The sequence below is a fragment of the Shinella sp. BE166 genome, assembly GCF_051201095.1.
GTDB classification, from domain to species: Bacteria; Pseudomonadota; Alphaproteobacteria; order Rhizobiales; family Rhizobiaceae; genus Shinella; species Shinella lacus.
This window is the reverse complement of the sequence record NZ_JBPEHL010000001.1, coordinates 1-25,287: the sequence shown is the minus strand read 5'-3', so window position 1 is coordinate 25,287 and position 25,287 is coordinate 1. Positions and strand designations below refer to the sequence as shown.

The window sequence follows — 25,287 nt, the reverse complement described above, 5'->3', positions numbered from 1 at the left end:
CCATACGCGAACGATGCGGGCGAAGACAAGTTGCAGCGGCGTGCAGGCAGGAGAATTGCCGGCGGGCCGTGATGTCAGCCACGCTCCTTGCGCACGATGTCCATGAACGCCTTCGCCCGCTGCGGATCGACGGCATTCCAGGTATGGCCATCGACTTTGAGCGAGGAGCCCACGACGCAACCATCGGCGACCTTCAGCACATCGATCACCGTGGCATGTTTTACGCCCGTATTGGCAAGCACCGGGGTATCCGGCAGGGCGTTCTTCACCGACTGCAGGTCGACCATTTTGGCCGATTCCCCGGTGATTGCGCCCGAGACCAGAACGGCATCCGGGATCGACGAGAAAACGGCCGAACGCGCCCGGTCCGCCAGGGGACGATTGTCGATCGAGGCCGCGAATTCCGCCGAGACATTGTTGAGAATGACCAGGTCCCTGCGGTCGAGTTGCCGCGCACGCCGCATGGCGCGGCCGGCATTCGGGGTCCACGGCCCCATGTCCGAGGCATAGGTGCCGGTAAAAATCTCGCGCACGAACGATGCGCCGGTCGCCGCGGCCAAGGTGACGGTGCTGTCCGGGTCCCACAGCACATTCACGCCGAAGGGTTTTTCGATCTTTTCGACAAGACGCCCGATCACGAAGGCCATGGCCGAGGTGGTGGCGATATCGACTTTCAGTTCATAGGGACGATCGTTTTCATTCCCGAACATTACGGCATCGACGCCCGCTGCCTGCAAAGCCTTCAGATCCTTCAAGGCGCCCTGGTAGATGCCTTCGATCCCGGCATCGGCATCGTAAAGCGGCGTTCCGGGCATCGGGTTCAAATGAACCATCGCGATGACCGGTTTAATGCCGGGAAAAAGCTGGGCGAATTTCGTCATTATACACTCCGTTGTCCGCCAGCCGAAGGCGCGGGCGGCGATGATTGCAGGGGAAAGGGATCCGCTTTTCCGGCATTCGGTCAGTCCGGCCTGCCTGTCGATATCCATTTGAACATAACCAAACAAAAATCTTTTCAGTGCGCAACAAAAATGTTTTATTATGTTCGAAATAGTCGAAAAATGTGTTATATTATGTTCGATACGTGCCGACTTCCCACACTGAACGCCGGAAATCCTGGGAGAACGCCTGATAGATGTGCTACCCGCTGGTAAACAAAACGCCCCGCCAGACCTTGAGACAGGCACACAGATGACGCAGCCCGAACAGAAGATCGCCACCTCCCCTTCGTCCGCGCGAGAGCGCACACGAGCGCCGGCGCGCGCGCGTCTGGCCCGTATTCTGGAAAGACTGAACGAAGGCGGATCGATCTCGGTCACGGATATCGCGCAGGAGTTTGGCATTTCGGACATGACCGTGCGCCGCGACCTGGCGGAGCTGGAGCGCGACGGATTGCTCGAACGTGTTCACGGCGGGGCGGTGGGGCTGAAACGCGGGCCGCTTGAGGTGATCGACGATGCCGAGCCGGCTTTCGAGGCCCGGACGCGCCAGAACGCCGAGCGCAAGGCCCGCATCGCGCAGGCCGCCGCCCGCCATGTCGCCGGGCGCAAAGCGATCGCCTTCGACCTCGGAACAACGGTTCTGGCTGCCGCCAATGCCATCGTAAAGGCTGGACCCGACCCGCAACTGCGCGCCTTCTCCAACAGCCTTCACGTCGGCATGACCATGGCACGGGCCGGCATCGCCACCTACATGAGCGGCGGCCTGATCCGCGCCGAGGAAATGTCGCTGACCGGCAAGGAGGCTGTGGACGGGTTCTCCCGCTATTATTTCGACGTCGTGCTGCTCGGCGCCTCGGGCATGACGGCCGAAGGCGTTTTCGATTATTCTCCCGAGGAGGCGGCGGTAAAGTCCGTCTTCCTTCAGCGCTCGGCCGAGCGTGTGCTGCTGATGGACAGCAGCAAGTTCCGCCGGATCTCGACAGTTCTCATCGCCACGCTTTCTGAAATCTCGACGCTGATCACCGATGCGCCGCCGCCGCCGGAGTTGGCCACCGTGCTGGCCTCGGCGGGCGTACGCGTGCTCCTCGCCGATCCCTCGCACCTTCCGGAACGATCCCTGGAATGACCGTTTTTCTTGGCCTCGACATCGGCACCACCTCGACCATCGGCATCCTTGTCGATACCGCAGGCAACATCCTGTCGCTCGCTTCGCGGCCGGTGACACTCTACTCCGAGAAACCGGGATGGGCCGAAGAGGAAACGGAGCAGTGGTGGCAAAACTGCTGCGCGATCATCCCGGACCTGCTGGCCCAATCGGGCATCGAGGCCACGCGCATAGCAGGAATCGGCGTGGCGGGAATGCTCCCCGCAACCGTGCTGCTGGACGATGCAGGGCGTCCGCTGCGCCGGTCTATTCAGCAAAGCGATGCCCGTGCCGGAGCCGAGGTCGAGGATATCCGACGAGAAATCGACGAGGCCGCCTTTCTCGCGGCGGCCGGCTGCGGCGTGAACCAACAGCTTGTCGGTGCCAAGATCCGCTGGATCGCACGACATGAGCCGGAGGTGCTGGCGCGGGCAAAGACGTTGCTCGGCTCCTACGACTACATCAATTTCCGGTTGACCGGCAAAGCGGCTGTCGAACAGAACTGGGCGCTTGAGGCCGGCATCATCAATCTTGCAAGCGGCGCGATCGATCTCGCCCAGGCAGAAGGAACCGGAATCCCCAAGCACCTGCTCCCGCCGCTGATCAGGTCTTCGGCGGTTCTGGGCCGGGTCACCGCAGCATGCGCCCACGAGACCGGGCTTGCAGAAGGCACGCCGGTGGTTGGCGGCGCGGCAGACATGATCGCGTCCTGCCTCGGGGCGGGCGTCGTGAGCAATGGCGACGTGCTTCTCAAATTCGGCGGCGCCGTGGACATTCTGACGGCGACCGACGTGCTCCGTCCCGATCCCCGCCTCTTTCTCGATTACCATCTGGTCCCCGGCCTCTGGATGCCGAACGGCTGCATGTCAACCGGCGGGTCCGTGCTGAACTGGTTTGTCGACACGTTTGCCGGCGCAATCGAACCCCTGAACGGCTCGCGCCACGAGGCGCTGGATGCAATGGCCGCCGACCGCCCGGCCGGGGCTATGGGCCTGACCTTCCTGCCTTATCTGCTGGGAGAAAAGACCCCGCTGCACGATCCCTGGGCACGGGGTTCGCTGAACGGACTGACGCTCTCGCACGATCTCGGCCATATCTGGCGCGCGGTGCTGGAATCCTATGCCTATGCAATCCGCCACCATATCGAAACCTTCAACGAGGCAGGGCATCGGACCAGCCGTTTTCTTGTCTCGGATGGCGGAGCGAAATCCTCCGTCTGGATGGGCGTCGTCTCCGACGTTCTCGGCCAGCCGCTGCAACGCCTCACCGGACATCCCGGCTCCTGCCTCGGTGCAGCATGGGTGGCCGCCGTCGGCCTCGGCGCCGCAGAATGGAATGGCATCGCCGCCTTCACCACCAGGGACACAGTGTTCAACCCAACCCCCGGCAATCGCGAAACATACGACCGCGGCTACGCCGCCTTCCGGGACCTCTACCGCCGCCTGCAAAGCGTGCAATCATGAGGATCAGCCGTTGACGCCGGCTGAGATGGAACTGCGTCGCTAGCTCGTTCTCGGCGCCATTCCCGACGACGTTTGATCGCATAAGGACCGGCGCGACAACGTGGAGTATGTGCTCGGCGAGAGAATGACGGATTTTCTCGAAACCACGAATGATCAGGCTTAATCGCGCCTTGACACTGCAAAAATTCCGTCGTTACATGTTGCATGTTATAACAAGAAACGAGCGATCGACATGCAACCCCCCTTGTACGTGAAGATCCTGACGCACCTCGTTCTGGGGCTCGCGAGCGCCGTCATTCTGCTGCCGCTTCTTTGGGTTCTGAGGACCTCATTCGTCGATCGCGTCATCGCCTACAAGCTGCCGCCGGAGCTCTTCTTCACGCCGACACTCGACAATTATCGGACGATCCTGACGGAGATGGAATTCGGGAAGTTCTTCCTGAACAGCATGGTCGTCGCATCGACGTCGACGCTGTTGGCGGTCATCATCGGGGCGATGGCGGCCTATGCGATCGATCGGTACAGGGCTGGCGGCAGCGCCATGCCGATGATCATCCTCGCGACACAGATGATGCCGCCGATCGTCCTCGTCATCCCTTTCTTTCTGATCTTCAAGAATATCGGCCTGACGGATTCGCGCCTCGGCCTGATATTCGCCTATCTCGCATTCAACCTGCCCTACGTCGTCTGGCTGCTGCTGAGCTTCATGAAGCGTGTGCCGCGGGAGCTTGACGAGGCAGCTCTCATCGACGGCTGCACGCCGCTGACGGCCTTCGTGCGGATCGTGGTTCCGGCGATGCTGCCCGGCATCGGCGCCGCGACGATCCTCAGCTTCGTGCTTTGCTGGAACGAGTTCCTTTTCGCCCTGATGCTCACCGGCCAGCAGACGAAGACCTTGCCGGTTGCGGTCTCAAGTCTGGTGACCCAGCAGGGAACGGCAATCGGCGCGGTAAGTGCCGCCACCATCCTCGCCATGCTTCCCATGGCGCTCCTCTATTTCGCAGTCCGCCGGTTCCTGGTGGCGGGGCTCAATGCGGGCGCGGTCAAAGGATGAACGAATAACAAGACAGAACGGAGCAAAAAGCTCTGCAACCCCCTTCAGATGGAGAACGTTTATGTCACGGTTTTATAAAGCCAGCCTGCTGGCCACGGTCGCTTGCGTCCTTGGTGCCACGTCCGCCTTCGCCAATCCGGCAGAGGTTTGCAAGGACGTGACCCTGAACATGTTGCTCGAAACGGTTCCAGACACCGTCGCGCTGCAGAAGGTCGCCCCGGAATTTGAGGCACTTTCGGGCGCGAAGGTCAACATCGAGGCCGTCAACTACTCGCTCATGCATGAAAAGCTGGTCCCAAGCCTCACGGCCTCGTCCGGAGCCTACGACGTCCTCGTCGTTGACAGCTACTGGGTCGGCGAATTCGTCACGGCAAAATGGATCCAACCGCTCGACGAACGCATCGCCAAGGATGGCGTCGATACGTCCGTCTACTTCCCGGCGCTGATGGATATCAACGGCAAGATCAAGGGAACGACCTATATGCTGCCGTTCTGGCAGTATGCCATGGGCCTTCTCTACCGCAAGGACATCGTGGAAGCGCCCGAATTCCAGGCGGCCTACAAGACCGAGTTCGGCCGCGACTGGCGCCTGCCGGAAACGCTCGAGGAATATGCGGAGCTTGCGAAATGGGCGGGTAAGTTCACGGGCAAGGCGGGCGCTGCCATGTCCGGCCAGCGCGCGGACCCCGTCGTCATGGAAGCAACGAACTACGTCTTTTCGCTTGGTGCCGATTTCTACAATCGCGAGGACTGGGTGCCGACCTTGAACTCCCCCGAAGGAATCAAGGCTGTCACCGTCTACGCGGATCTGATCAACAATGCCGCGCAGCCCGGCGCCCTGGGCGCCAACTTCGACGACGTCGCCAATGCCCTCAAGCAGGACAAGGCGGTCTTCGCGATCACCTACCTCTTCCTGATGCCGACGCTCCAGGATCCGAAGGAATCGCTCGTCGTAGACAAGATCGGGTTTGCCAGGATGCCCGGCGAAGACAGTCTGCTTGGTGCATGGGGATGGGCCGTTCCGAGCAATGCGTCAAACCCGGATTGCTCCTGGGAGTTCATCAAGTGGGTGGAATCCAAGGACATCGCGCTGAAGCGCGGTATCGCAGGCGGCCAGCCGACGCAGACCTGGATCTATGAAAACGCCGACTTCATCAAGGCGTGGCCGGCGATGACAGCGGTCGGTGACGCGCTCGCCCATGCGAAGGGCCTTCCGGTCATGTCGCGTGCGACCCAGCTTGTCGAAGTGTTTGCGGAAGTGATGGGCGACGTGCTGGCGAACGGCACCGATCCCGCGACGGCCATCACCAATGCGGAAGACAAGCTTGCGGCGCTTACCCGAGGCGATCCGCTCCTGAAGTAAGCCAGGCTCTGCCTGCGCTCACGCCCGCCGCCACGCTCGAACTGGCGGCGGGCCGGTCTGACTGTAGCTGGATCATGATGACATGAAATCTGCGACCACCTCCATGAATCTGCGGGCGCCACACCTCGCTCGAAAGGGCGACGAACTTTCCCTCGGTTTCTACAAGTTCGTCTTCATGACGCCGACCATTCTCGTCATGATGCTGGTCGTCGCGGCGCCGTTGCTCTACTCGTTCTACCTCAGCCTGCACGAGTATATCGTGACCTATGGCCAGGGACCCTTTATCGGCCTCGGCAACTACGTCCTTCTGATGGGACGGGAGTTTGCGGGCGTCTCATGGGTCACGATGAAACTCACGGTCAGCGTGGTGGTGATCGAGTTCCTGATCGCCTTCAGTTTGGCGCTCATGCTCAATCAATCCTGGCTGCGGTTTCGCGAGTTCTACCTCGTCATCCTGATGCTTCCCATGCTGATGACGCCGGTCGCCGTCGCGCTGATGTTCCGGTTGATGTTCAATCCAAATCTCGGGATTATCAACTGGCTCCTGAGCCTCGTCGGCATCCCAGCACAGGGTTGGTTCGGAGATCCGAACCTGGCGCTCGCGACCGTCATCTTCGTCGATGCCTGGACCGAGACGTCGCTGATGCTGATCATGCTCTATGCCGGCTTGCGGTCGCTGCCGCAGGATCCGGTTGAGGCGGCACGGATCGATGGCGCGAATGCCTGGCAGATCCTCCGGCACGTCACGCTGCCGACGCTTCGACCCGTCATCCTTGTCACGCTGCTGATCCGCATGATCACGGCCCTAAAGAGCTACGACCTCATCTATATCCTCACCCAGGGCGGCCCCGGAAAGACGACAGAAACGATCAGTTTCTACGCCTATCGCCTGGGCTTCCGCTTTCTCGATATCGGGCAAGCCGCGGCCGTCTCGTTCATCCTGCTTATTGCCGTCGTTGCGCTCACGCTCGTCCTGCTGCGCATACTGAGGGAGAGGTAAGATGGAAGAGAATTCAACCGGCAAGCGCCGCTGGCACCGCTTCGAGGAATGGGATGCGCGGCCGCTCAGGCTGGACAGCTTTGCAGACGAGAACCCGGAGGATGGCTTCGCCGTCTTCCACAGTCCCTATGATCCAAGCCCGAGCCTGCGGCTTGCACCGGATGGCTCCGTGCTGGAGATGGACGGGCGTCTTGCTGCGGATTTCGACATCCTCGACGCATTCATCGCCCATCACCACATCGACCCCACCGTCGCGGCGGAAGCCATGGCGATGGACAGCGCGCAAGTGGCGCGCATGCTGGTGGACATCAACGTGCCACGCGCCCGTCTGGAACATCTTGCGCGGGGCATGACGCCAGCCAAGCTCACCGATGTGCTGGGTCACCTGAACGCGCTGGAGACCACATTCGCCTATTCGAAAATGCGCCAGCGACACAGCCCCGGCAACCAGGCGCATGTTACCAATGCAAAGGATGACCCGCTGCAGCTAGCGGCGGATGCGGCGATCGCCGTCGCGCTCGGCTTCGACGAAATCGAGACGACGATGCGGGTGGCGGGCAATGCTTGGGCGAATGCGCTCGCCTGCACCGTGGGGGCGGCAGCCGGCCGGGGAAGTACGCTCTTCCAATGCTCCATCGAGGAGGCGGAAGAGCTGAAGATCGGCCTCGCGGGCCTTGCGACCTATGCGGAAACCGTCTCGGTCTACGGCACCGAGCGATCCTTCGTCGATGGCGACGATACGCCCTGGTCAAAAGCCTTCCTGACGGCCGCCTATGCCTCGCGCGGCATCAAGGCGCGCTGCACATCGGGCGCGTCGTCGGAGCTCCTCATGGGGTTCCATGAGAAGCGCTCCGTGCTCTATCTCGAAGCGCGCTGCCTTTGCCTCCAGCGGGCGATGGGCGTGCAGGGCACGCAGAACGGCGGCATCGACGGCGCGCCGCTCACGGCTTCGATGCCGGCGGGCGTCCATGAACTCCTGGCCGAGAATTTGCTCGCCGTCTGGCTCGGGCTCGAATGCGCGTCCGGCAACGATACCCGGATCTCGGAATCGGAAATTCGCGTCGGGGCCAAGATCACGCCCTACCTTCTTGCCGGCTCCGATCTCATCACATCGGGTTTCGGCTCGATAAAAGCCTATGACAATTCGTTCAACCCCTCGCTATTCAACAGTGAGGAGCTTGAGGACTACCTCGTCCTCCAGCGCGATTTTCAGGTAGATGGGGGCCTCGTGCCCATCATGGAGGATGACGCCCTTCAGCTCCGCCGCCAGGCCGTCGATGCCTTGAGCGATGTGCTGGAGGAGCTTGGGCTCGCTCAGGCCGATCAGGCCATGAAGGAAAGCGTTGTCCATGCCTCGGGATCTAACGAGACCGAGACGTTTTCGCCGGCAACGACGCTTGCAATCAGCAACAGCATCGCTGCTCGCGGGTTGACGGCCCTCGATATCATTCGGGCACTGGCAAAGCGCGGCCACGAGCGGCTGGCGGAGAACGTCCTTGTCATGCTGCGCCAGCGCGTGAGCGGTGACTACCTCCAGACATCAGCGGTGATCCGAGACGGCAAGGTCGTCAGCGCCGTCAATGAACCGAACAACTATACGGGACCGGGGACGGGCTACCGTATGAGCCCGGAGAAATGGAACCGGATCAAATCGATCCGCGGCACGATCAATCGCGAACATGTGCTTAAGGCAGAAGGCCGCCACGAGGCGCCGACCGGCACGCCGACGCTCTATGGCATCGGCCGGGCGGAAAAGGGCCGCGATCCGCACGAAGTCATCATCGGCATCAGTCCCGCGTTCGGCGAGCGGCTGCATCAGACGACAGCGGGCCACGCAGTCACCGATGTGCTGGACGCGCTCTACTCCGGCATTCTCTCCGGCGGCGGACTGCCTCGGGTGGTTCGCATTATGCACACCGCTGACACGTCGTTTCTAGGGCTGACGGCAGCGCGCCTGTCGGGTTCGGGCTACGGCATCGGCATCCAGGCCAAAGGCACCGCGATCATTCACCAGCGTGACCGGCTGCCGCACCTGAACCTGGAGCTCTTTTCCAACGCGCCCCTCGTGACGATCGAGCACTATCGACGGATGGGCCAGAACGCAGCGCGGCGAGGTTCCCGAGCCGGTCATCGTCACGAATGACGGGCAGGCGCTCAGCGCCCGGTTCCACACGAAGGTCGCACTTCTCTACGCAATCGAGACCGAGATGACGGTGCCCGGCGCCGAGCCGGTCGACCAGTATTTTGCGACACCGGAGCGCAACGCATGAACCAGCCGCAAAACCACGCCGATATCTATCCGCTCTCCGAGAAGGCACCCGAACTCGTCAGGACCACGACCGGCCTTCCTCTCAAAGACTTCACCCTGGAGGCGGTACTGGAGGGCCGGGTTGGCGCTGCAGACCTCGCCATCACGCCGGAAATCCTTAGATTGCAGGCCGGGATCGCGCGGGCATCCGGGCGCGACAAGCTGGCGGAGAATTTCGAGCGCGCCGCCGAACTCGTGGCCGTACCGCAGGACCTGTTGCTCAGCACATACGAACTTCTGCGACCTGGTCGCGCCAGCTCCCCGGCGGTGCTTCGCGAGCGGGCACAGGCGCTGCGGAAAGAATTCGGTGCCGAACGCATCGCCACGCTGATCGAGGAAGCGGCCGATGTCTATGACCGGCGCGGCCTGTTCTCAAAGAGATTTTAGGAAAGGGACGACCTTGGCCCAAGTGGAAGTCGTTGGACTGTCGAAGAGCTTTGGAACAGTCAACATCATCGAAGACCTGAACCTGAAGATAGCGGATGGTGAATTCGTCGTGCTTGTCGGCCCGTCGGGATGCGGCAAGACGACCTTGCTGCGCATGATCGCAGGCCTTGAAGCGTCGAGTAAGGGCGAAATCAGGATCGGCGACCGCGATGTCACGCGGCTTTCGCCGAAAAACCGCGATATCGCAATGGTCTTTCAGTCCTATGCTCTCTACCCTCACATGACGGCTGCCGAGAACATGGGTTTCAGCCTCAAGCTCGCAGGTGTCCCGACCGGTGAGATTTCCGACCAGGTGCAGCGCGCGGCAAAACTCCTGCATATCGAGCATCTTCTCGCCAGAAAACCGAAGGATCTCTCCGGCGGCCAACGCCAGCGGGTGGCGATGGGCCGCGCGATGGTGCGCCAACCGGCGGTCTATCTGTTCGACGAACCGCTTTCCAACCTCGACGCCCAGCTGCGCACGACGATGCGTGCCGAGATCAAGCGGATGCATCTCGAAGAGAAGCAGACGGTGGTCTACGTCACCCACGACCAGATCGAGGCGATGACGCTTGCCGACAGGATCGTTGCCATGCGCGACGGCAAGATCGAGCAGATCGGAAGTCCCGACGACCTCTACAATCGCCCCGCATCGATTTTCGTCGCCCGCTTCATCGGCTCACCTGCCATGAACGTGCTTCCGGCGACCATCCGTGATGGCAAGATCGTCGTTGAGAACGGCCCATCCTTCGATTTGCCACAGGCTTTCCAAGGGCTGGGCGCACGGGACGGACGCCACATTCTGCTGGGCATTCGCCCGGAGGCGTTCCATCTCAATCCGCCTTCGGAAAACGCGCCGGCTTTCCAGATGACCGTGTCGCTCATCGAGCCCTGCGGCGCCGAAGTCTACGTCATCGGCGAGGTCGCCGGGCGCGATGTCACGATCCGGCTGAGCCCAGGTACGCAGCCTGCGCGCGGAGAGACACGGCGGATTTACGCCGACCCTCTCGCCCTGCACCTCTTCGACAAAGACAGCGAACTGACACTGCGGACATAGGAGACAGCCATGGCCAAACCCCTTCTCGACGGCAAGGTCGCTCTGGTGACGGCGGCTGGATCCGGCATCGGGCGATCTTCCGCGCGGATCCTCGCCGCGCACGGTGCGCGCGTCGTGGTTACGGATCGCGATGTGGCCAGCACCGAGGAGACGGCGTCCAGCATTGCCGCCGACGGCGGGCTGGCGCAGGCGCATGCCCTCGACGTGACGGACGAAGCGGCCGTCGCGTCGTTATTGGATCACGTGGTGAAGGCACATGGCGGATTGCACATCTTGCACAACCATGCCGGCATCCAAGTGGCGGGCGCGCTCGAACAAATCGACAGCAACGATATGCGCAAGTCTTATGAGGTCAACGTGGTCGCCCAGTTTGCAGCTTGCCGCGCCGCACTGCCTCATATGCGTGCGCAAGGCGGCGGCGTGATCCTCAACACGGCGTCCAATGCCGGCGTCTTCCTCGACAAGGGGATGCTTGCCTATATCACGACGAAATCGGCGGTCATCACCATGACCAAGCAGATCGCCCTCGACTATGCAAAGGACGGCATTCGCGTCAACGCGATCTGCCCCGGATGGGTCGATACTTCGTTCAACGGACCTTATGAAACCCAGCTTGGCGGCCGGGCGGCGCTCGAAAAGGTCGTGCGCGATCTGGTTCCCATGGGCCGCTTCGGCCGCCCCGAGGAGATCGCCGAGGCCGTTCTCTTCCTGTGCTCCGACCGCTCGGCCTTCATCACGGGCCATGCGCTCGTGGTGGACGGTGGTGAATGCCTGGCCGGTGGCAGCAATTCGTCGGTGTGAAGATCCCGGTGCCAATCGATGAGAGGCGCCAAATGAAGGAAATCGTTCTTGCAAAGTCAAATCAATCGGGCCGCCGGCGGTGAGAGCAGCGCACTGCCTCCGGTCCTCGCCACGACGGATCCGGCCCGCGCGCCGGACAGGGCAGGCGGGGAAGGCCACTCTCTGCTTGCGAGCTCCGGCCCCAGGATCAGCCCAGGCGATGCGGCCGATCTCGCTCGCCAGTTCTACGGTGTGGACGGCAAGGTCCGCATGCTTTCCTCGGAGCGGGACGCCAACTTTCACATCCAGCTTCCCGGCGGCGAGCAGGCTCTGCTCAAGGTCAGCAACTCGATGGAGGACAGGGCCGAGACCGGCATGCAGACCGCAGCCTTGATGCATATCGCGGCGGTCGATCCGGGCCTGCCCGTGCAGCGTATCCACGCGGCAAAAGACGGCTCTGCCTGGGTTCTCATCGACGGTCCGTTCGGCGACCGTCACATCGTGCGCCTGATGTCCTATATCGAAGGCACAATGCTAAGTGTTGCCGAGCCGTTGCCGGGCCTGCACTTCGAGATCGGCCGCACCCTTGCACGGCTCACTCGGGCGCTGCGCGGCTTCTTCCACCCTTCCAGCGGCCGCTTCCTGCAATGGGATATCAAGCATGCCGGCAGGCTGCGGCCAATGCTCGAGGCCGTCGAAGAGCCGGCGCTGAAGGCAAGGGTCGCCCGGCTGCTTGAACGTTTCGACGCCGAGATTGGGCCGCGCCTGCCGCATCTGCGTGCGCAGACGGTGCACAACGACTTCAACCCGCACAACATCGTCGTCGACGGCCCGCATGCCGCGCGTGTCACCGGCGTCATCGACTTTGGTGACATGGTGACGACACCGAATGTTTGCGATCTCGCCATTGCCTGCTCCTACCATCTCATCGGCGAAACCGGCTCGCTTAAGCCCGTTGAGGATCTGGTCGCGGGCTACGCCTCGGTCCTTTCCCTTGAACCCGAGGAGTTGGACCTGCTTCCGGATCTGATCCGCCTGCGCCATGCCACCACGCTTGCCATCACGTCCTGGCGTGCACGGAAATACCCGGAAAACGCAGCCTATATCCTTCGCAATGCCGCCGCATCGCGCCGCGGCCTGGAGATCCTCGATTCCCTCGACCCCTCCGCGACGAACGACGCCCTGGCGCGTGCTGCGGCGCGAGGCACCTTAACGGCAAGTGCAGGAAACAACTGACCATGAGCATGGTGAACGCATTCGACCCCACCCGCGTCGGCATGCTTGATCCCGAAGATCTGGGATTGATCAAGCGCCGGGAGAAAGCCCTCGGGCCAGCCTACCGGCTGTTCTACGAGGAGCCCCTGCACCTGGTTCGCGGCGAAGGCGTTTGGCTTTACGACAAGAACGGCAGGGCCTATCTCGACGCCTACAACAACGTCGCCTCGGTCGGACATTGCCATCCCAAGGTCGTCGACGCGATCTCGCGCCAGGCCAGCACGCTGAACACGCATACGCGCTACCTGCACGATGGCGTGGTCGACTATGCCGAACGGCTACTCGCCACGATGCCGTCCGCACTCGGCCATATGATGTTCACCTGCACCGGCTCGGAGGCGAACGACCTCGCCTTGAGAATAGCCCGCGCCTTCACCGGCCGGCAGGGCGTCATCGTGACGAGCCTCGCCTACCATGGTTTGACGGAGGCCGTTGCGGAAATCTCTCCCTCACTCGGAAACCATGGGCAGCGCAGCGGGCGGGTGCGGTTCATCCCCGCCCCGAACGCCCTTTTCGTTCCTCCGGCCGAGCAGGGCGCCAAGCTCGCAGCCGATCTCGCGGCCGCCAGCGCCGCCATGCGCGAAGATGGGATCGAGCCTGCGGCCTTCATCGTGGACACCATCTTTTCGAGCGACGGCCTCTATCCCGATCCGGCCGGATTCCTGGCGCCGGCCGTCGATCTCATCCGCAAGGAGGGTGGCCTGTTCATTGCCGACGAGGTGCAGCCGGGTTTTGCCCGTACGGGTGAAACCTTCTGGGGCTTCCAGCGTCACGGCGTGGTGCCGGACATCGTCACAATGGGAAAGCCGATGGGCAACGGCTTTCCGGTCGCGGGCGTCGCGCTGAAGCCGGATCTCGTGGCGGAGTTTGGCATCAAGGCCCGTTATTTCAACACCTTCGGTGGCAATCCCGTGGCCTGCGCCGCGGGAATGGCCGTGCTGGATGTGATCGAAGACGAGGGCTTGCAAGCCAATGCGCGAGATATCGGCCGCCAACTCAAGGATGGGCTGGCAGCGCTCGTCGCCGGCCGGGACGACATAGCCGATGTTCGCGGTGCAGGCCTCTTCCTGGCTGTCGAATGCGTCCTGCCCGCGGAAGACCGTGCACCGAATGCCCGACTTGCCGCCTCGCTCGTCAACCACCTTCGCCGCAACGGCGTCCTGATCAGCGCTACCGGCCCGGGTGCGAATATCCTCAAGATCCGCCCGCCACTCGTCATGAAACAGAACGATGCCGACCATTTCCTCGCAGCGGTCGAGACCGCCTTGAAGGCATCGAGCGACGACCGCTAGCGGTTCGAATAGCGCCGGTTCGCCTGCAACTTCCATTGCATATCGGGCGGAGCTAGCTGGAGGGGGATTTTTTTGATATTGGCCACCCGATATCGGAGAGCTGTATGGGAAAGATCGAGAACAGGACCCTGAATGAGCGCGCCTACGATGAAATCAAGCGCTCGCTCATCGCCGGACATTTTCGTCCGAGCGATGTCCTGGTAACCCGTACCCTCGCCGAATATTATGGCATTTCGACAACGCCGGTCCGCGAAGCGCTCCAGCGGCTGGTTGGCGAGCGTCAGCTCGTCCTTTTGCCGAACCGCTCGGTTGCCGTCCCGGCATGGGATGTCGAGAAGTATCTCGAGCTCGCCCGCATCCGTCGTGAACTCGAAGGGCTGGCCGCCGAACTGGCGGCTGCCAACATCACCGACAAGAAGATACGGGCTCTCGAGAAGGTGCTTCTCGACATCGAGAAATCCATCTCGGCCAAAGATATCTCGGCCTACGTGAACCTGAACCAGCAGTTCCATTTCGCGATCTACGAGAGCGCGAATTCACCACGCTTGCTGCAGATGATCCAGGACGTCTGGGGCCAAGTCGGCCCTTACTTCCTGGAACTGTTCAGCGATCCTGTCTACGAGTCCGTCGCAAACACCGAACATGTGCTCATTCTCGAAAGCCTGAGGGCAAGGGATGGCGCCGGCGTTCGCAAGCATATTGTCGCCGATATCGCCAGCGCGGCCGAGGTGCTGGAACCACGCATTCAGGAGCTGGCGTCGAAGGATGATCGCGTGCTCCTAGGCTCGCTCCGTCTATGACAGATCGCCACACGTGCAACGGCGTTTGAAGATTTTCAGGCCGTTATTTCTTGCAAATAGCTGCGCCAGCCGCGGTGGGCCGTGATGTCGAGGGCGTCCGTGACGGCGGAAGCTTCGACGACGAAGCCTTTTGCCGAGCTTCCGTCCTCCAAGGCCAGCGTGCCGATTCCGAGCGGGGCGGGAATTGCGGCGACGAAGCGGCCGAAGGCGTCGGGTGACAGGCTCCATACCTCCACGTCGATGGAGCCGCCGGCGGCGTCCGAGACGCGCAGCAGTCCGGGCTTCGGGGGCACCGTGCCGGCAAGCGAGAAGAGGCGGTATGTTGCGGTCGTTCGGGTTTCCCGCAGGAAATGGGCGCCGAGTGCCTTGAGCTCGCCGTTGAGCGGCATGCCGGAGAGATGGGCACCGACCACGACGAGCTCGATCCGGTCCTCCGGAGAGGTGGGCAGGCCGGGCTCGGCTTTCGGGAGCCGCCATGCGGTGGCGCCGAGCGCCAGCCCACTGCGTTCATGAAGATCACGCGCCAGGGAAGCGACGAGGCCATCCTTGCCGGCCGGCCCGAGCAGCGTGATACTGGCCGGCAGTCCGTCCGTGCGCTTGCCGGTCGGCACGGCCATGCCGCAGAGGTCGAGCAGGTTGACGAAATTCGTGTAGGTGCCGAGGCGGGAATTTTCGCGGATTGGTTCTGCCGCGAGTTCGGCCAGCGTGAAGTGCCGCGGCGCTGTCGGGACGCACAGCAGGTCGACCGAGGCGATCAGTGCCTCCAGCTTCTTCTTCAGCGCCTGTAGGGCATAAAAGCCCTTGAAGGCATCGGCGGCGGAAAGCGATTTGGCGCCGCCGTAGATCTTGCGTGTCACCGGATGAAGGCTTGCCTCGTGGGCGTCGAAGAAGGGCTGGATCGCCGCATAACGTTCCGCCACCCAGGCGCCTTCGTAGAGCAGGTTCGCGGTGGCATAGAAGTCGGCGAAGGGCAGTTCTATGAGCTGATGGCCCATGGCTGACAGCTTGGACAACGCCTCTGTATAGGCCGCCGCCATCGCGTCGTCGCCGAAGAACTGCCGGTCGGCCAGCGCCGGAACGCCGATCTTCAGCACCGGCGGGGAAGCACCGTAGCCAATCGCCGGGATCGTCCTCGAATAGGGATCGGTCGCGTCCGCCTGCGCCGCCACCGAAAAGACCCGCCAGGCATCGTCGACGGTGAGCGCAAAGATCGAGACGCAGTCGAGCGTGCGGCAGGCGGGGATGACCCCGCTGGTGGAAAGCGCGCCGACCGTGGGCTTGAGGCCGATTATGTTGTTGAGGCCTGCCGGAATGCGGCCCGAACCGGCCGTGTCTGTGCCGAGCGCGAAGGAGACGATGCCGCGCGCAGTTGCGACCGCCGAGCCGGAGCTGGAACCGCCCGGCACCAGCGTCGGATCGATGGCGTTGCGTGGCACCGGAAAGGGCGTGCGCACGCCGACGAGGCCGGTTGCGAACTGGTCGAGATTGGTTTTGCCGATGACGAGCGCGCCGGCAGCCTTGAGGAGTCGAACGACGGTCGCGTCCGCGTCCGGCATGTAGGCATAGTCCGGGCAGGCCGCGGTCGTCGGCATGCCGGCGACGTCGATATTGTCCTTGACGGCGAAGGGGATACCCCAGAGCGGTTTTGCGGCGGGATCGAACGGGCCGAGCGCGGCGGCTGCGGCCTTCACGGTGTCGATTTCGGCAAGATGCAGGAAAATCCCCGGGTCGTCCGCGGCAGTGATCCGCGCATAGGCCTGGTCGATCACGACATCGACGGCAAGCCCGGCCGCATAGGCCTCGTGCAGCGAGGCGATGTCGAAGGGTTGGTCCATGCTCATGCTCTACTCCGCTTCCAGTATGGTCACGGGCCGATCCCACTGGATCAGCACCACGCATCCCGTGTCGCTCCAGATCGAATGTTCCGTGCCGATGGCATTGACGATATAGGACCCGGCGCCATAGTCGCCAGCTTCGTCCGATTGGGTTCCGGTCAGCACCAGGATCGTCTCCAGCCCCTCATGCCGGTGACGCGGCACGCCCGCGCCGGCCTCGTATTTCAGCAGAGCCACGCCGGGCTGGTCGTTCTCGAAGGGCTTGATCCAGTGGATCGTCACGCCGTCGCGGAAGGGGCCGAATTCAAGGTCCTTCCAGCCGCCCGACGTTAGGTTTTCGCGGGTCGTCTCAGGCACCGGCTATTCCCTCCAGCACGTCGTCCAGTTTCGCCGTCCAGCCGACGATCGCGCCTTGCGCGCGGATCATCGCGATGGCCGCGGCCTTGAATTCCGGAAAATAGCTCTCCGTCGCTTCCTCCACGAGCAGGCATTCATAACCCCGGTCGTTCGCCTCGCGCATGGTGGTCTGCACGCAGACCTCCGTCGTCACACCAGCAAAGACGAGCTGGGCAATGCCCTTTTCAGCGAGGAGATCGCTGAGCGGTGTCGCGTAGAAGGCACCCTTGCCCGGCTTCTCGATCACCACCTCGCCCGCGACTGGCGCAAGCTCCGGCAGGATGGCCGTGCCCGGCTCGCCGGCAATCAGGATGCGGCCCATCGGGCCTTCATCGCCGATCCGCAGTTTCGGCGCGCCGCGGTTGCGCTTGGCGGGCGGCAGGTCGGAGAGGTCCGGCCGGTGGCATTCCATCGTGTGGATGACCGGCAGTCCGGCGGCGCGGAACCCCGCAATCAGCCGCTTGACATCTGGCACGATCGCAGTGACCCGCGACACATCATTGCCGAGGCTCGCGCCAAAACCGCCCTCCTCCGCAAAATCCCGCTGCATGTCGATGACGACGAGCGCCACGGCGTCCTTCTTCAGCGGGAACGCGAACGGCTCTGCCCTGATCTCCGCCATCAATGATGCCCCGCCATATGCGCCCCGATGACGGAAATGTCGGCCTCGCGCGCCGGCGTCTCATAAACGAGCTTGCCGTCGGACATCACCATGATGCGGTCCGACATTTCCATCAGCTCATCGAGATCCTCCGACATCAGCAGCACCGCCGCGCCGGCATTGCGCGCCTTCATGATGCGCGCGCGGATCTCGGCGACGGCCGAGAAGTCGAGCCCGAAACAGGGATTGGAGACGATCAGCAGGTCAACGTCGCCGGTGAGTTCGCGGGCAAGCACCGCACGCTGCACGTTGCCGCCGGACAGGGCGGCGATCGGCGAGGCGGGCGATGCCGTCTTCACCTTGAAGTCGTCGATCAGCGACGACGCCCGCTTCTTCATGCCGCGCCCGTCGAGCCAGATCGCCTCCTTGCCGCCCTTTGCTACATCGAAGGTGCGGAAGGCGAGGTTCTCCGTCACCGTCATGCGCGGCGCGCAGGCGTTTGCCAGCGGTTCCTCCGGAATGAAGCGGACATTGTTCGCCCGCGTCTCCGGCCGCGTCGCGCCATAGGCCCGACCCTTGACGGTCACCTCGCCCGTCTCCGCCGCCCGCTGACCGGCAAGCACTTCTGCCAGTTCCTTCTGCCCGTTGCCGGAAATGCCGGCAATGCCGACGATCTCGCCGGAACGCACGACGAGGTTTTCGATATCGATCATCTTGAGGCCCGTGCGGTCCGGCGCCCGCACCTTGCTGACGGAGAGGACGGCCCTGGCGCCGTCGCTGACTGGCAGGCGTGTGTCGAGTTCGGCGAGCTTCACGTCGCCGATCATCATGGCCGCCATGTCGGCGGTCGAAAGGTCCGAGACGAGGCCCGTGCCCGTCAGCTTGCCGCGCCGCAGCACGGAGACCGCATCGGCGAATTTCGTCACCTCATGGAACTTGTGGCTGATCATCAGCACGGTCAGTTCGCCGCGCTCCGTCATGCCGCGCACGAGGCCGAGCATCTCGTCGGCTTCGGCAGGGGTCAGAACGGAGGTCGGCTCGTCGAGCACGAGGAAACGACGGCCGAGATAGAGCTGCTTGACGATCTCCAGCTTCTGCTTTTCGCCCGCCGCAAGCTCGCTGACCGGCCGGTCGAGCGGGATGGTGAAGGGCATCGTCTCCATGAAGGCGGCAAGCGCCTGCCTTTCCTTCGCCCAGTTGATGACGGCCGGAACGTCGGTGCGGTTGATGACGAGGTTTTCGGCCCCCGTCAGCGACGGAACCAGCGTGAAATGCTGGTAGACCATGCCGAGCCCGAACGCCGCCGCATCGCGCGGCGAAGCGACCGCCACCTCGCGGTCATCCACCTGCAACTGGCCGGCGGTCTGGTGGTAGAAGCCCATGATGCATTTGACGAGGGTGGATTTCCCGGCGCCGTTTTCTCCAAGCAGGGCATGAAACGTGCCGGCAGGCACCTTGATCGAGACATTGTCCAGCGCCGTGAAGGCGCCGAAGCGCATCGTCATGCCGACCGTCTCGATGCCGACGGCGGGCACGGTCTTGAACGGGGGAATATTGCCGACAAGCATGGTCATGGCAGCTGCTCCACCAGCGTTTTCGAATTGGAGACGGAACCGAAGACGCCGCCCTGCATCTTCACCATCTTGATGGCCGCGAGGTGGTTGCCGTGGTCGGTCGCCCCGCAGCAATCCTCCAGAAGCAGGCATTCGAACCCACGGTCGTTCGCCTCACGCATGGTGGTGGAAACGCAAACGTCCGTGGTGATGCCCGTCAGGATGATGTTCTCGATGCGCTTCTGATTGAGGATGAGTTCGAGGTCCGTGGCGCAGAACGAGCCCTTGCCGGGCTTGTCGATGATGACCTCGCCTTCCAGCGGATAGAGCTCCGGGATGATGTCCCAGCCCGGCTCGCCGCGGACGAGGATGCGGCCACACGGTCCCGCATCGCCGATGCCGGCATGGATGCGCCGCGAGCGCCAGCGCTTGTTGGCGGGCAGATCCGCGAGGTCCGGGCGGTGGCCCTCGCGGGTGTGGATGATGTGGTAGCCCTTGGCGCGCATGGCCGCGAGCACAGCCTTGATCGGCTCGATCGGCGCCTGCACCAGCGACAGATCATAGCCCATGTGATCGACATAACCGCCCTTGCCGCAGAAGTCGGTCTGCATGTCGATGATGATGAGGGCGGTGTTGTCGGGCCGGAGCTTGCCGTTATAGGGCCAGGGATAGGGGTCGCCTTCGATGAAGGACAGCGTCTCGGTGTCGGCGGGCATGGGGGCGAGGCTGTTCATGGGGTCGCTCCTATTTGGTGATCGAGAGTGCGCCGGGGGCACCGGCGAGCGAGCGTGTCGGCGAGGACGTGGCGATGAGGATTGCGAGCGTCAGCACATAGGGGGCCGCGTAGAATAGGTAGTAGCCCTGCGTGACGCCGACCGATTGCAGCGCCGGCCCGAGCGCCCCTGCTCCGCCAAAAAGCATGGCGGCGAGGAAGCAGCCGATCGGGTTCCAGCGCGCGAAGATGACGAGCGCCATCGCCATCAGGCCCTGTCCGGAGGAGATGCCCTCGTTCCACGAGCCCGGATAGAACAGCGACAGATAGGCCCCGCCGATCGCCGCGAGCGCGCCGCCGACGGCCGTCGCCAGCAGGCGCACCGTATCCGGGTTGAGGCCCATGGCGCGCGCGGCATCCGAGCTGTCGCCGACCACCCGCAGGATGAGGCCGATCCGCGTGTTGCGAAACGCCCACCAGAGGAAGACAGCCAGTGCCGCGCCGATCAGGAACAGCACATTGATGTTGAGAGCGGCCTGTACCTGCGGAACATCCGACCAGCCGCCGAAGGGGATGGACGGCAGTTTCGGCGCCGAAGGCTGGATGAAAGGCTTGCCGAGGAAGAAGGCGAGCCCCAGGCCGAACTGCATCATGGCAATGCCGATCGCGATGTCATTGACCTTGGGGAACTTGCAGATCCAGCCGTGGACGAGGCCGAAGACCGCGCCCGCCGCCATGGCCGCCAGAACGCCGAGCCAGGGCGACAGCGTCATAACGGCGACGCCATAGGCGGTCATCGCGCCAAAGACGAGCGTGCCTTCGAGCCCGAGATTGATGCGGCCGGAGCGCTCGGTGATCGCCTCGCCGAGCGAGACGAAGATGAAGGGCGTGGAGACGCGGATGGCGCCGGCGAGGATGGCGAGCGGAACGCCCCAGAGACCGATATCCTCCATCACGCGCTCCTTTTCCAGAGATCGGGGTTGAACAGGCGGAAGCGCCCGTAGAGCGTTTCGCAAAACAGGATGACGACGAAGAGCGTGCCCTGGAGCACGAGCACCGTGGCATCCGGCAGGCCCATGCGCCGCTGGATCAGGCCACCCGAGGCGTCGATGCCGCCGAGCAGGATCGCGACGGGAATGATCGCCAGCGGATTGTGCCGCGCAAGGAAGGCGACGAGTATGCCGGTATAGCCATAGCCGGCGGCCAGCGACGCATTGGCGCTGCCCTGCACCGCCGTCACCTCGATCATGCCGGCCAGCCCGGCGAAGGAACCGGCGATCGCCGTGAAGCCAACGATCAGCCGCCCGACCGGCAGGCCCTGGATCTGCGCTGCCCGGACATTGCCGCCGGCAATGCGCGCCGCAAAACCGAAGCTCGTCGCCTCGATGAGGATATAGGAGACGATGCAGGCGACGACGCCGATGACGAGGCCCCAGTGCACGTCCATGCCGGGAATGTTGCCAAGCATGTATTCCGCCGGCAAGGGCGTCGTCGACGGTTTGTTGAGGCTCGCCGGATCACGCAGCACCCCTTCGATCAGGTGGTTCATCAGCGCGATGGCGATGTAGGCGAGCAGCAGCGAGGCGATCGTCTCGTTGACGCCGCGATAATGGCGCAGGAAACCGGAAAGGCCGATCCAGACCGCACCGACCGCCATGCCGGCCAGCCCCATCGCCACCCAAACGACGAAGGGCGGCGCCGTGCCGATCATCGGGAGCGCGATCGCCGCCCCCGCGACGCCGCCCAGCACCACCGCCCCCTCCGCGCCGATGACGACGAGGCCGAGCCGCGCCGGAAGCGCGACGCAGAGCGCCGTCAGAAGAAGCGGTGCCGCCCGGCTCAACGAGTTCTGCACCGAAAACCAGCTGCCGAAGCCGCCGGCATACATCAGCTGGAACAGCTGCACCGGCGACTTGCCGAGCAAGGCGATGAACAGCGAGAAAAGCGCGAGGCCGACGAGGATCGCAAAGAGCGCGATTGCCAGCGGCTCCGCGCGCCGCGCAAGCCATTCGAGGAGGGGCCGGATCTGTCCGGCCCGCTCCGAGAGCGGTGTGATGGGCATGTTGGCTTCGATCGTCATGACGTCGCCTCCGCCCGGCTTACGAGGTCGAACCGACGACGCCTTCGACGAGATAGTTCATGCTTTCGAGCTCGATCGCGTCCTCCGCGAAGGCCTGACCCTCGGCGACCACCACATTGCCCTTGTTGTCCTTGATGCCGGCTTTGAAGACCGAGAAGCTGCCGCCCATCATCTCGGCAAGCGTGGCATCGAAGGTCTTGCGCGCTTCTTCGGAGACGCCCGGGCCGAGCGGGCTCATCTTGACGAAACCGTCCTTCAGGCCGCCGCGCACGAAATTGCCGAGCTTTTCGCCGGCCTGCGCCTTCTTGACGAAGTCGGTATAGACGTTGCCCCAGGCCCATTCCGCGCCGGTCAGGTATTTTTCCGGTGCGAGCGGGCTCTGGTTGGCGTGATAGCCGCAGATGAAGGCGCCGCGACCGGCCGCCGTCTCCACCACGACCTTGGGGCTGTCGACATGGCAGGTGATGACGTCGGCGCCCTGGTCGATCAGCGCGTTCGTCGCCTCGGCCTCCTTGACGGCAAGCGACCATTCGCCGGTGAAGATCACCTGGCAGGTGATCGCCGGGTCGACCGAGCGCGCGCCGAGCAGGAAGGAGTTGATGTTCTGCAGCACCTGCGGGATCGGCTTGGCGGCGACGAAGCCAATCTTCTTGCTCTTCGATGCGTAGCCGGCCGCGATGCCGTTCAGATACTGGCCCTGCCCGATATAGCCGAAATAGGAACCCGTATTGGCCGGATGCGTACCCTCCTTCCAAAGGCCGCCGCAATGGCGGAACTGGGCGTCAGGATATTTCTTCGCCATGTCCAGCATGTGGGGGTCGAAATAGCCGAAGGAGGTGGGAAACAGCAGCCCGGCGCCGTCGAGGTTGATCATCGATTCCATCGTCTTCTGGACGTCGACCGTTTCCGGCACGTTTTCCTCCTCGACGACGGTGACGCCTTCCATGCTCTTGAGCATGGCGGCGCCTTCGGCATGGGCCTGGTTGTAGCCATAGTCATCCTTGGGGCCGACATAGATGAAGCCGACGGTAAGGGCCGCCTGCGCCATGGCGGGGGAGAACAGCCCGGACGGCGCAAGGCCGACGACGGCGGCGCCCATGACGGAGGTCCTGAGGAAATCGCGGCGGGAAAAAGGAAGGAGTTTGGTCATCGGAATGCTCCTTGCGAGGAATGGAAGCCAGGTCTGGCAATGCAAGAAAGCAATGCAACGCCTATGCCAGATTCATAAACCATTGTTTGAAATGGATTTATTTTGGGATCGGATCCAGCGCTGCGAAAAGTGCATGCAGTTTTGTGGCTTGCGTGATTATTTTTCAGACGCATGCTATTAAATGGCTAAAATTTAATCGTCTCTTGTCGAGCCTCATAGACAACCCCCAAAGTCTTTTGAAATAATCATTATTCTAATCATATACTTAATTGCCATATTTGACAGCCGCTCAACGGGAATGCATCTGTATGCAGATCGAGGAAAGATTCGCGCGTGGCAGAGAAAAGGCAGAGACAGGTCGTACGCGCCGGAACCACCGTCGAACAGATGGTGAAGGCGATCGCGGACATGATCGTGACCGGCACGATGCAGCCCGGCGAGAAACTGGACGAGTTTTCGCTCGCCGCGCGCTTTCAAGTGTCGCGCACGCCCGTGCGCGAGGCCCTGCGGGAGCTCGGCGCCATGGGATTGGTGGAACGCCAGCCGAACCGCAGCGCCGTCGTCACCAAGGTATCGGGAGGCTATCTATCCTCGATGTTCGAGGCGATGGCGGAGCTGGAGGGCGTCTGCGCGCGCCTCGCCGCCGGGCGCATGACGGTGGCCGAGCGGCGCGCACTGGAACTGTCGCACCACGCCTCCATGCGGCTCGTACGGGACGGCGCCGAAGAGGACTATGCCGCCTATAATGTCGAGTTCCATACCAGGCTCTACAATGGCGCGCACAATGACCATGTCTTCGAACTGGTCACGCAGACCCGCGCGCGCCTTTCCCCGTTCCGAAGGGCGCAGTTCCGTCTCCCCGGCCGCCTCTCCAAATCCTACAGCGAGCACCAGGACATCGTCACCGCGATCCTGCGCGGAGACGGCGAGGCAGCCGGAAAAGCCGCCTACGCCCATGTGTCGATCGTCAGCGACGCCAGCACCGTCTTCGCTGCGGATTAGGGGCGGCGGTCAGAGCGCCTTCTGCAACTCCGGCAGCGCCTCGAAGAGATCGGCGACGAGGCCGTAGTCGGCGACCTGGAAGATCGGTGCCTCCTCGTCCTTGTTGATCGCCACGATCACCTTGCTGTCCTTCATTCCGGCGAGATGCTGGATGGCACCCGAGATGCCGCAGGCGATGTAGAGCTGCGGCGCGACCACCTTGCCCGTCTGCCCGACCTGCCAGTCGTTCGGCGCATAGCCGGCATCGACCGCAGCACGGGAAGCGCCGACCGCCGCACCGAGCTTGTCGGCAACCGGAAGGATGACTTCCTGGAATTTTTCAGACGAACCAAGCGCACGGCCACCCGAGATGATGATCTTCGCAGACGTCAGCTCCGGACGATCCGACGAGGACAACGCGTCCTTGACGTGGGTCGAGAGACCGGGGTTGGCCGCGGCCGAGACGCTCTCGATGGCAGCACTGCCGCCCTCGGCTGCGGCAGCGAAGGACGCCGTGCGCACCGTGATCACCTTCTTGGCGTCGGTGGACTGGACCGTCTGGATGGCATTGCCCGCATAGATCGGACGCTTGAACGTATCGGCGGAGACGACCTCGATGATCTCGGAGACCTGCGCGACATCGAGCAGCGCTGCCACGCGCGGCAGCACGTTCTTGCCGACGGAGGTCGCAGCCGAGACGATTGCCTCGTAGCTGCCGGCAATCGACACGATGAGCGCTGCCAGCGGTTCTGCGAGATTGTTGGCAAGGGTTTGATCCTCGGCAACGAGGACCTTGGTCACGCCTGCGAGCTTCGCCGCCTGCTCGGCTGCTGCCTTGGCACCGGCGCCTGCGACGAGCACATGCACGTCGGAACCGATCTTGCCTGCCGCCGTCAGCGCCTTTGCCGTCTGGTCGGAAAGGTGGGCATTGTCGTGATCTGCCAGAAGAAGAATGGCCATGATGATGTTCTCCCTTTCCTGCCTTACAGCACGCCGGCTTCGTTTTTCAGCTTGTCGACGAGTTCCGCGACGCTCTTGACCTTGACGCCTGCCTTGCGGCCGGACGGCTCCTCGGT

Annotated in this window: 23 protein-coding genes and 1 pseudogene; 13 read left to right on the top strand and 11 right to left on the bottom strand. The window is 63.2% G+C overall.

Features of this window, described 5'->3' with window-relative positions:
- Positions 1-74 precede the first annotated feature (74 nt).
- Positions 75-881: a BtpA/SgcQ family protein gene (locus tag J2Y63_RS00120; protein WP_435265017.1), complete on the bottom strand. Its 807-nt coding sequence runs from the start codon at positions 879-881 to the stop codon at positions 75-77.
- 310 nt (positions 882-1,191) lie between these two features.
- Here J2Y63_RS00120 and J2Y63_RS00115 point away from each other — a divergent pair, with 310 nt between their 5' ends.
- The 12 genes from J2Y63_RS00115 to J2Y63_RS00060 all read left to right on the top strand — a co-directional run bounded on the left by J2Y63_RS00115 (position 1,192) and on the right by J2Y63_RS00060 (position 14,903).
- Complete coding sequence (locus tag J2Y63_RS00115; protein WP_435264364.1) at positions 1,192-2,067, top strand: DeoR/GlpR family DNA-binding transcription regulator; 876 nt, start codon at positions 1,192-1,194, stop codon at positions 2,065-2,067.
- Complete coding sequence (locus J2Y63_RS00110) at positions 2,064-3,548, top strand: FGGY-family carbohydrate kinase (protein WP_435264363.1); 1,485 nt, start codon at positions 2,064-2,066, stop codon at positions 3,546-3,548. Before J2Y63_RS00115 ends, J2Y63_RS00110 begins: the two co-directional genes overlap by 4 nt.
- 232 nt (positions 3,549-3,780) lie before the next feature.
- A complete protein-coding gene (locus tag J2Y63_RS00105) occupies positions 3,781-4,602 on the top strand; it encodes a carbohydrate ABC transporter permease (RefSeq protein ID WP_256115264.1) in 822 nt (273 codons plus the stop codon).
- A 61-nt stretch (positions 4,603-4,663) separates the two neighbouring features.
- Complete coding sequence (locus J2Y63_RS00100) at positions 4,664-5,965, top strand: extracellular solute-binding protein (RefSeq protein ID WP_435264362.1); 1,302 nt, start codon at positions 4,664-4,666, stop codon at positions 5,963-5,965.
- Positions 5,966-6,047: 82 nt separating this feature from the next.
- Entirely contained in the window at positions 6,048-6,965 is a 918-nt protein-coding gene (locus J2Y63_RS00095; protein ID WP_435264361.1) for a carbohydrate ABC transporter permease, read from the top strand.
- Between the two features lies 1 nt (position 6,966).
- On the top strand, positions 6,967-9,108 hold the full coding sequence (locus J2Y63_RS00090) for a propanediol/glycerol family dehydratase large subunit (protein WP_435264360.1): 2,142 nt from the start codon (positions 6,967-6,969) through the stop codon (positions 9,106-9,108).
- Positions 9,109-9,231: 123 nt separating this feature from the next.
- Complete coding sequence (locus tag J2Y63_RS00085; protein WP_435264359.1) at positions 9,232-9,660, top strand: diol dehydratase small subunit; 429 nt, start codon at positions 9,232-9,234, stop codon at positions 9,658-9,660.
- A 13-nt stretch (positions 9,661-9,673) separates the two neighbouring features.
- Positions 9,674-10,756, top strand: a complete 1,083-nt coding sequence (locus J2Y63_RS00080) for an ABC transporter ATP-binding protein (RefSeq protein WP_435265016.1) — start codon at positions 9,674-9,676, stop codon at positions 10,754-10,756.
- 9 nt (positions 10,757-10,765) lie between these two features.
- On the top strand, positions 10,766-11,557 hold the full coding sequence (locus tag J2Y63_RS00075) for an SDR family NAD(P)-dependent oxidoreductase (protein ID WP_435264358.1): 792 nt from the start codon (positions 10,766-10,768) through the stop codon (positions 11,555-11,557).
- 48 nt (positions 11,558-11,605) lie between these two features.
- A complete protein-coding gene (locus J2Y63_RS00070; protein ID WP_435264357.1) occupies positions 11,606-12,772 on the top strand; it encodes a phosphotransferase in 1,167 nt (388 codons plus the stop codon).
- 2 nt (positions 12,773-12,774) lie between these two features.
- Positions 12,775-14,103, top strand: a complete 1,329-nt coding sequence (locus J2Y63_RS00065) for an aspartate aminotransferase family protein (RefSeq protein ID WP_435264356.1) — start codon at positions 12,775-12,777, stop codon at positions 14,101-14,103.
- Positions 14,104-14,207: 104 nt separating this feature from the next.
- The gene (locus J2Y63_RS00060) at positions 14,208-14,903 is read left to right on the top strand and encodes a GntR family transcriptional regulator (protein WP_435264355.1); all 696 of its coding nucleotides are present in this window, start codon (positions 14,208-14,210) and stop codon (positions 14,901-14,903) included.
- 35 nt (positions 14,904-14,938) lie between these two features.
- On the opposite strand, the gene atzF is transcribed toward J2Y63_RS00060, so the two are convergent.
- The 8 genes from atzF to J2Y63_RS00020 are packed head-to-tail and all read right to left on the bottom strand — an operon-like array spanning position 14,939 to position 23,230.
- Positions 14,939-16,744: an allophanate hydrolase gene (atzF, locus tag J2Y63_RS00055; protein WP_435264354.1), complete on the bottom strand. Its 1,806-nt coding sequence runs from the start codon at positions 16,742-16,744 to the stop codon at positions 14,939-14,941.
- Between the two features lie 3 nt (positions 16,745-16,747).
- A complete protein-coding gene (locus J2Y63_RS00050; protein ID WP_435264353.1) occupies positions 16,748-17,095 on the bottom strand; it encodes a cupin domain-containing protein in 348 nt (115 codons plus the stop codon).
- Entirely contained in the window at positions 17,088-17,756 is a 669-nt protein-coding gene (locus J2Y63_RS00045; protein WP_435264352.1) for a cysteine hydrolase family protein, read from the bottom strand. Before J2Y63_RS00045 ends, J2Y63_RS00050 begins: the two co-directional genes overlap by 8 nt.
- Entirely contained in the window at positions 17,756-19,303 is a 1,548-nt protein-coding gene (locus tag J2Y63_RS00040) for an ABC transporter ATP-binding protein (protein ID WP_435265015.1), read from the bottom strand. The genes J2Y63_RS00045 and J2Y63_RS00040 overlap by 1 nt, the downstream gene beginning before the upstream one ends.
- A 2-nt stretch (positions 19,304-19,305) precedes the next feature.
- Entirely contained in the window at positions 19,306-20,004 is a 699-nt protein-coding gene (biuH, locus tag J2Y63_RS00035) for a biuret amidohydrolase (protein WP_435265014.1), read from the bottom strand.
- Between the two features lie 28 nt (positions 20,005-20,032).
- Positions 20,033-20,953: an ABC transporter permease gene (locus J2Y63_RS00030; RefSeq protein ID WP_435264351.1), complete on the bottom strand. Its 921-nt coding sequence runs from the start codon at positions 20,951-20,953 to the stop codon at positions 20,033-20,035.
- Entirely contained in the window at positions 20,953-22,080 is a 1,128-nt protein-coding gene (locus J2Y63_RS00025) for an ABC transporter permease (RefSeq protein ID WP_435264350.1), read from the bottom strand. The genes J2Y63_RS00030 and J2Y63_RS00025 overlap by 1 nt, the downstream gene beginning before the upstream one ends.
- Positions 22,081-22,099: 19 nt before the next feature.
- Positions 22,100-23,230 carry a BMP family ABC transporter substrate-binding protein gene (locus tag J2Y63_RS00020; RefSeq protein WP_435264349.1) on the bottom strand — a complete coding sequence of 377 codons (1,131 nt, stop codon included), beginning with the start codon at positions 23,228-23,230 and terminating at the stop codon, positions 22,100-22,102.
- A 387-nt stretch (positions 23,231-23,617) separates the two neighbouring features.
- Between J2Y63_RS00020 and J2Y63_RS00015 the strand changes: the two genes are divergently transcribed.
- Positions 23,618-24,232: a GntR family transcriptional regulator gene (locus J2Y63_RS00015; protein WP_435265013.1), complete on the top strand. Its 615-nt coding sequence runs from the start codon at positions 23,618-23,620 to the stop codon at positions 24,230-24,232.
- 9 nt (positions 24,233-24,241) lie between these two features.
- Here the strand turns inward: J2Y63_RS00015 and J2Y63_RS00010 are convergent, their stop codons facing one another.
- Both J2Y63_RS00010 and J2Y63_RS00005 read right to left on the bottom strand, forming a co-directional pair.
- A complete protein-coding gene (locus J2Y63_RS00010; RefSeq protein ID WP_435264348.1) occupies positions 24,242-25,171 on the bottom strand; it encodes an electron transfer flavoprotein subunit alpha/FixB family protein in 930 nt (309 codons plus the stop codon).
- A gap of 23 nt (positions 25,172-25,194) precedes the next feature.
- Positions 25,195-25,287, bottom strand: a pseudogene (locus J2Y63_RS00005) (electron transfer flavoprotein subunit beta/FixA family protein); the annotation flags it as partial.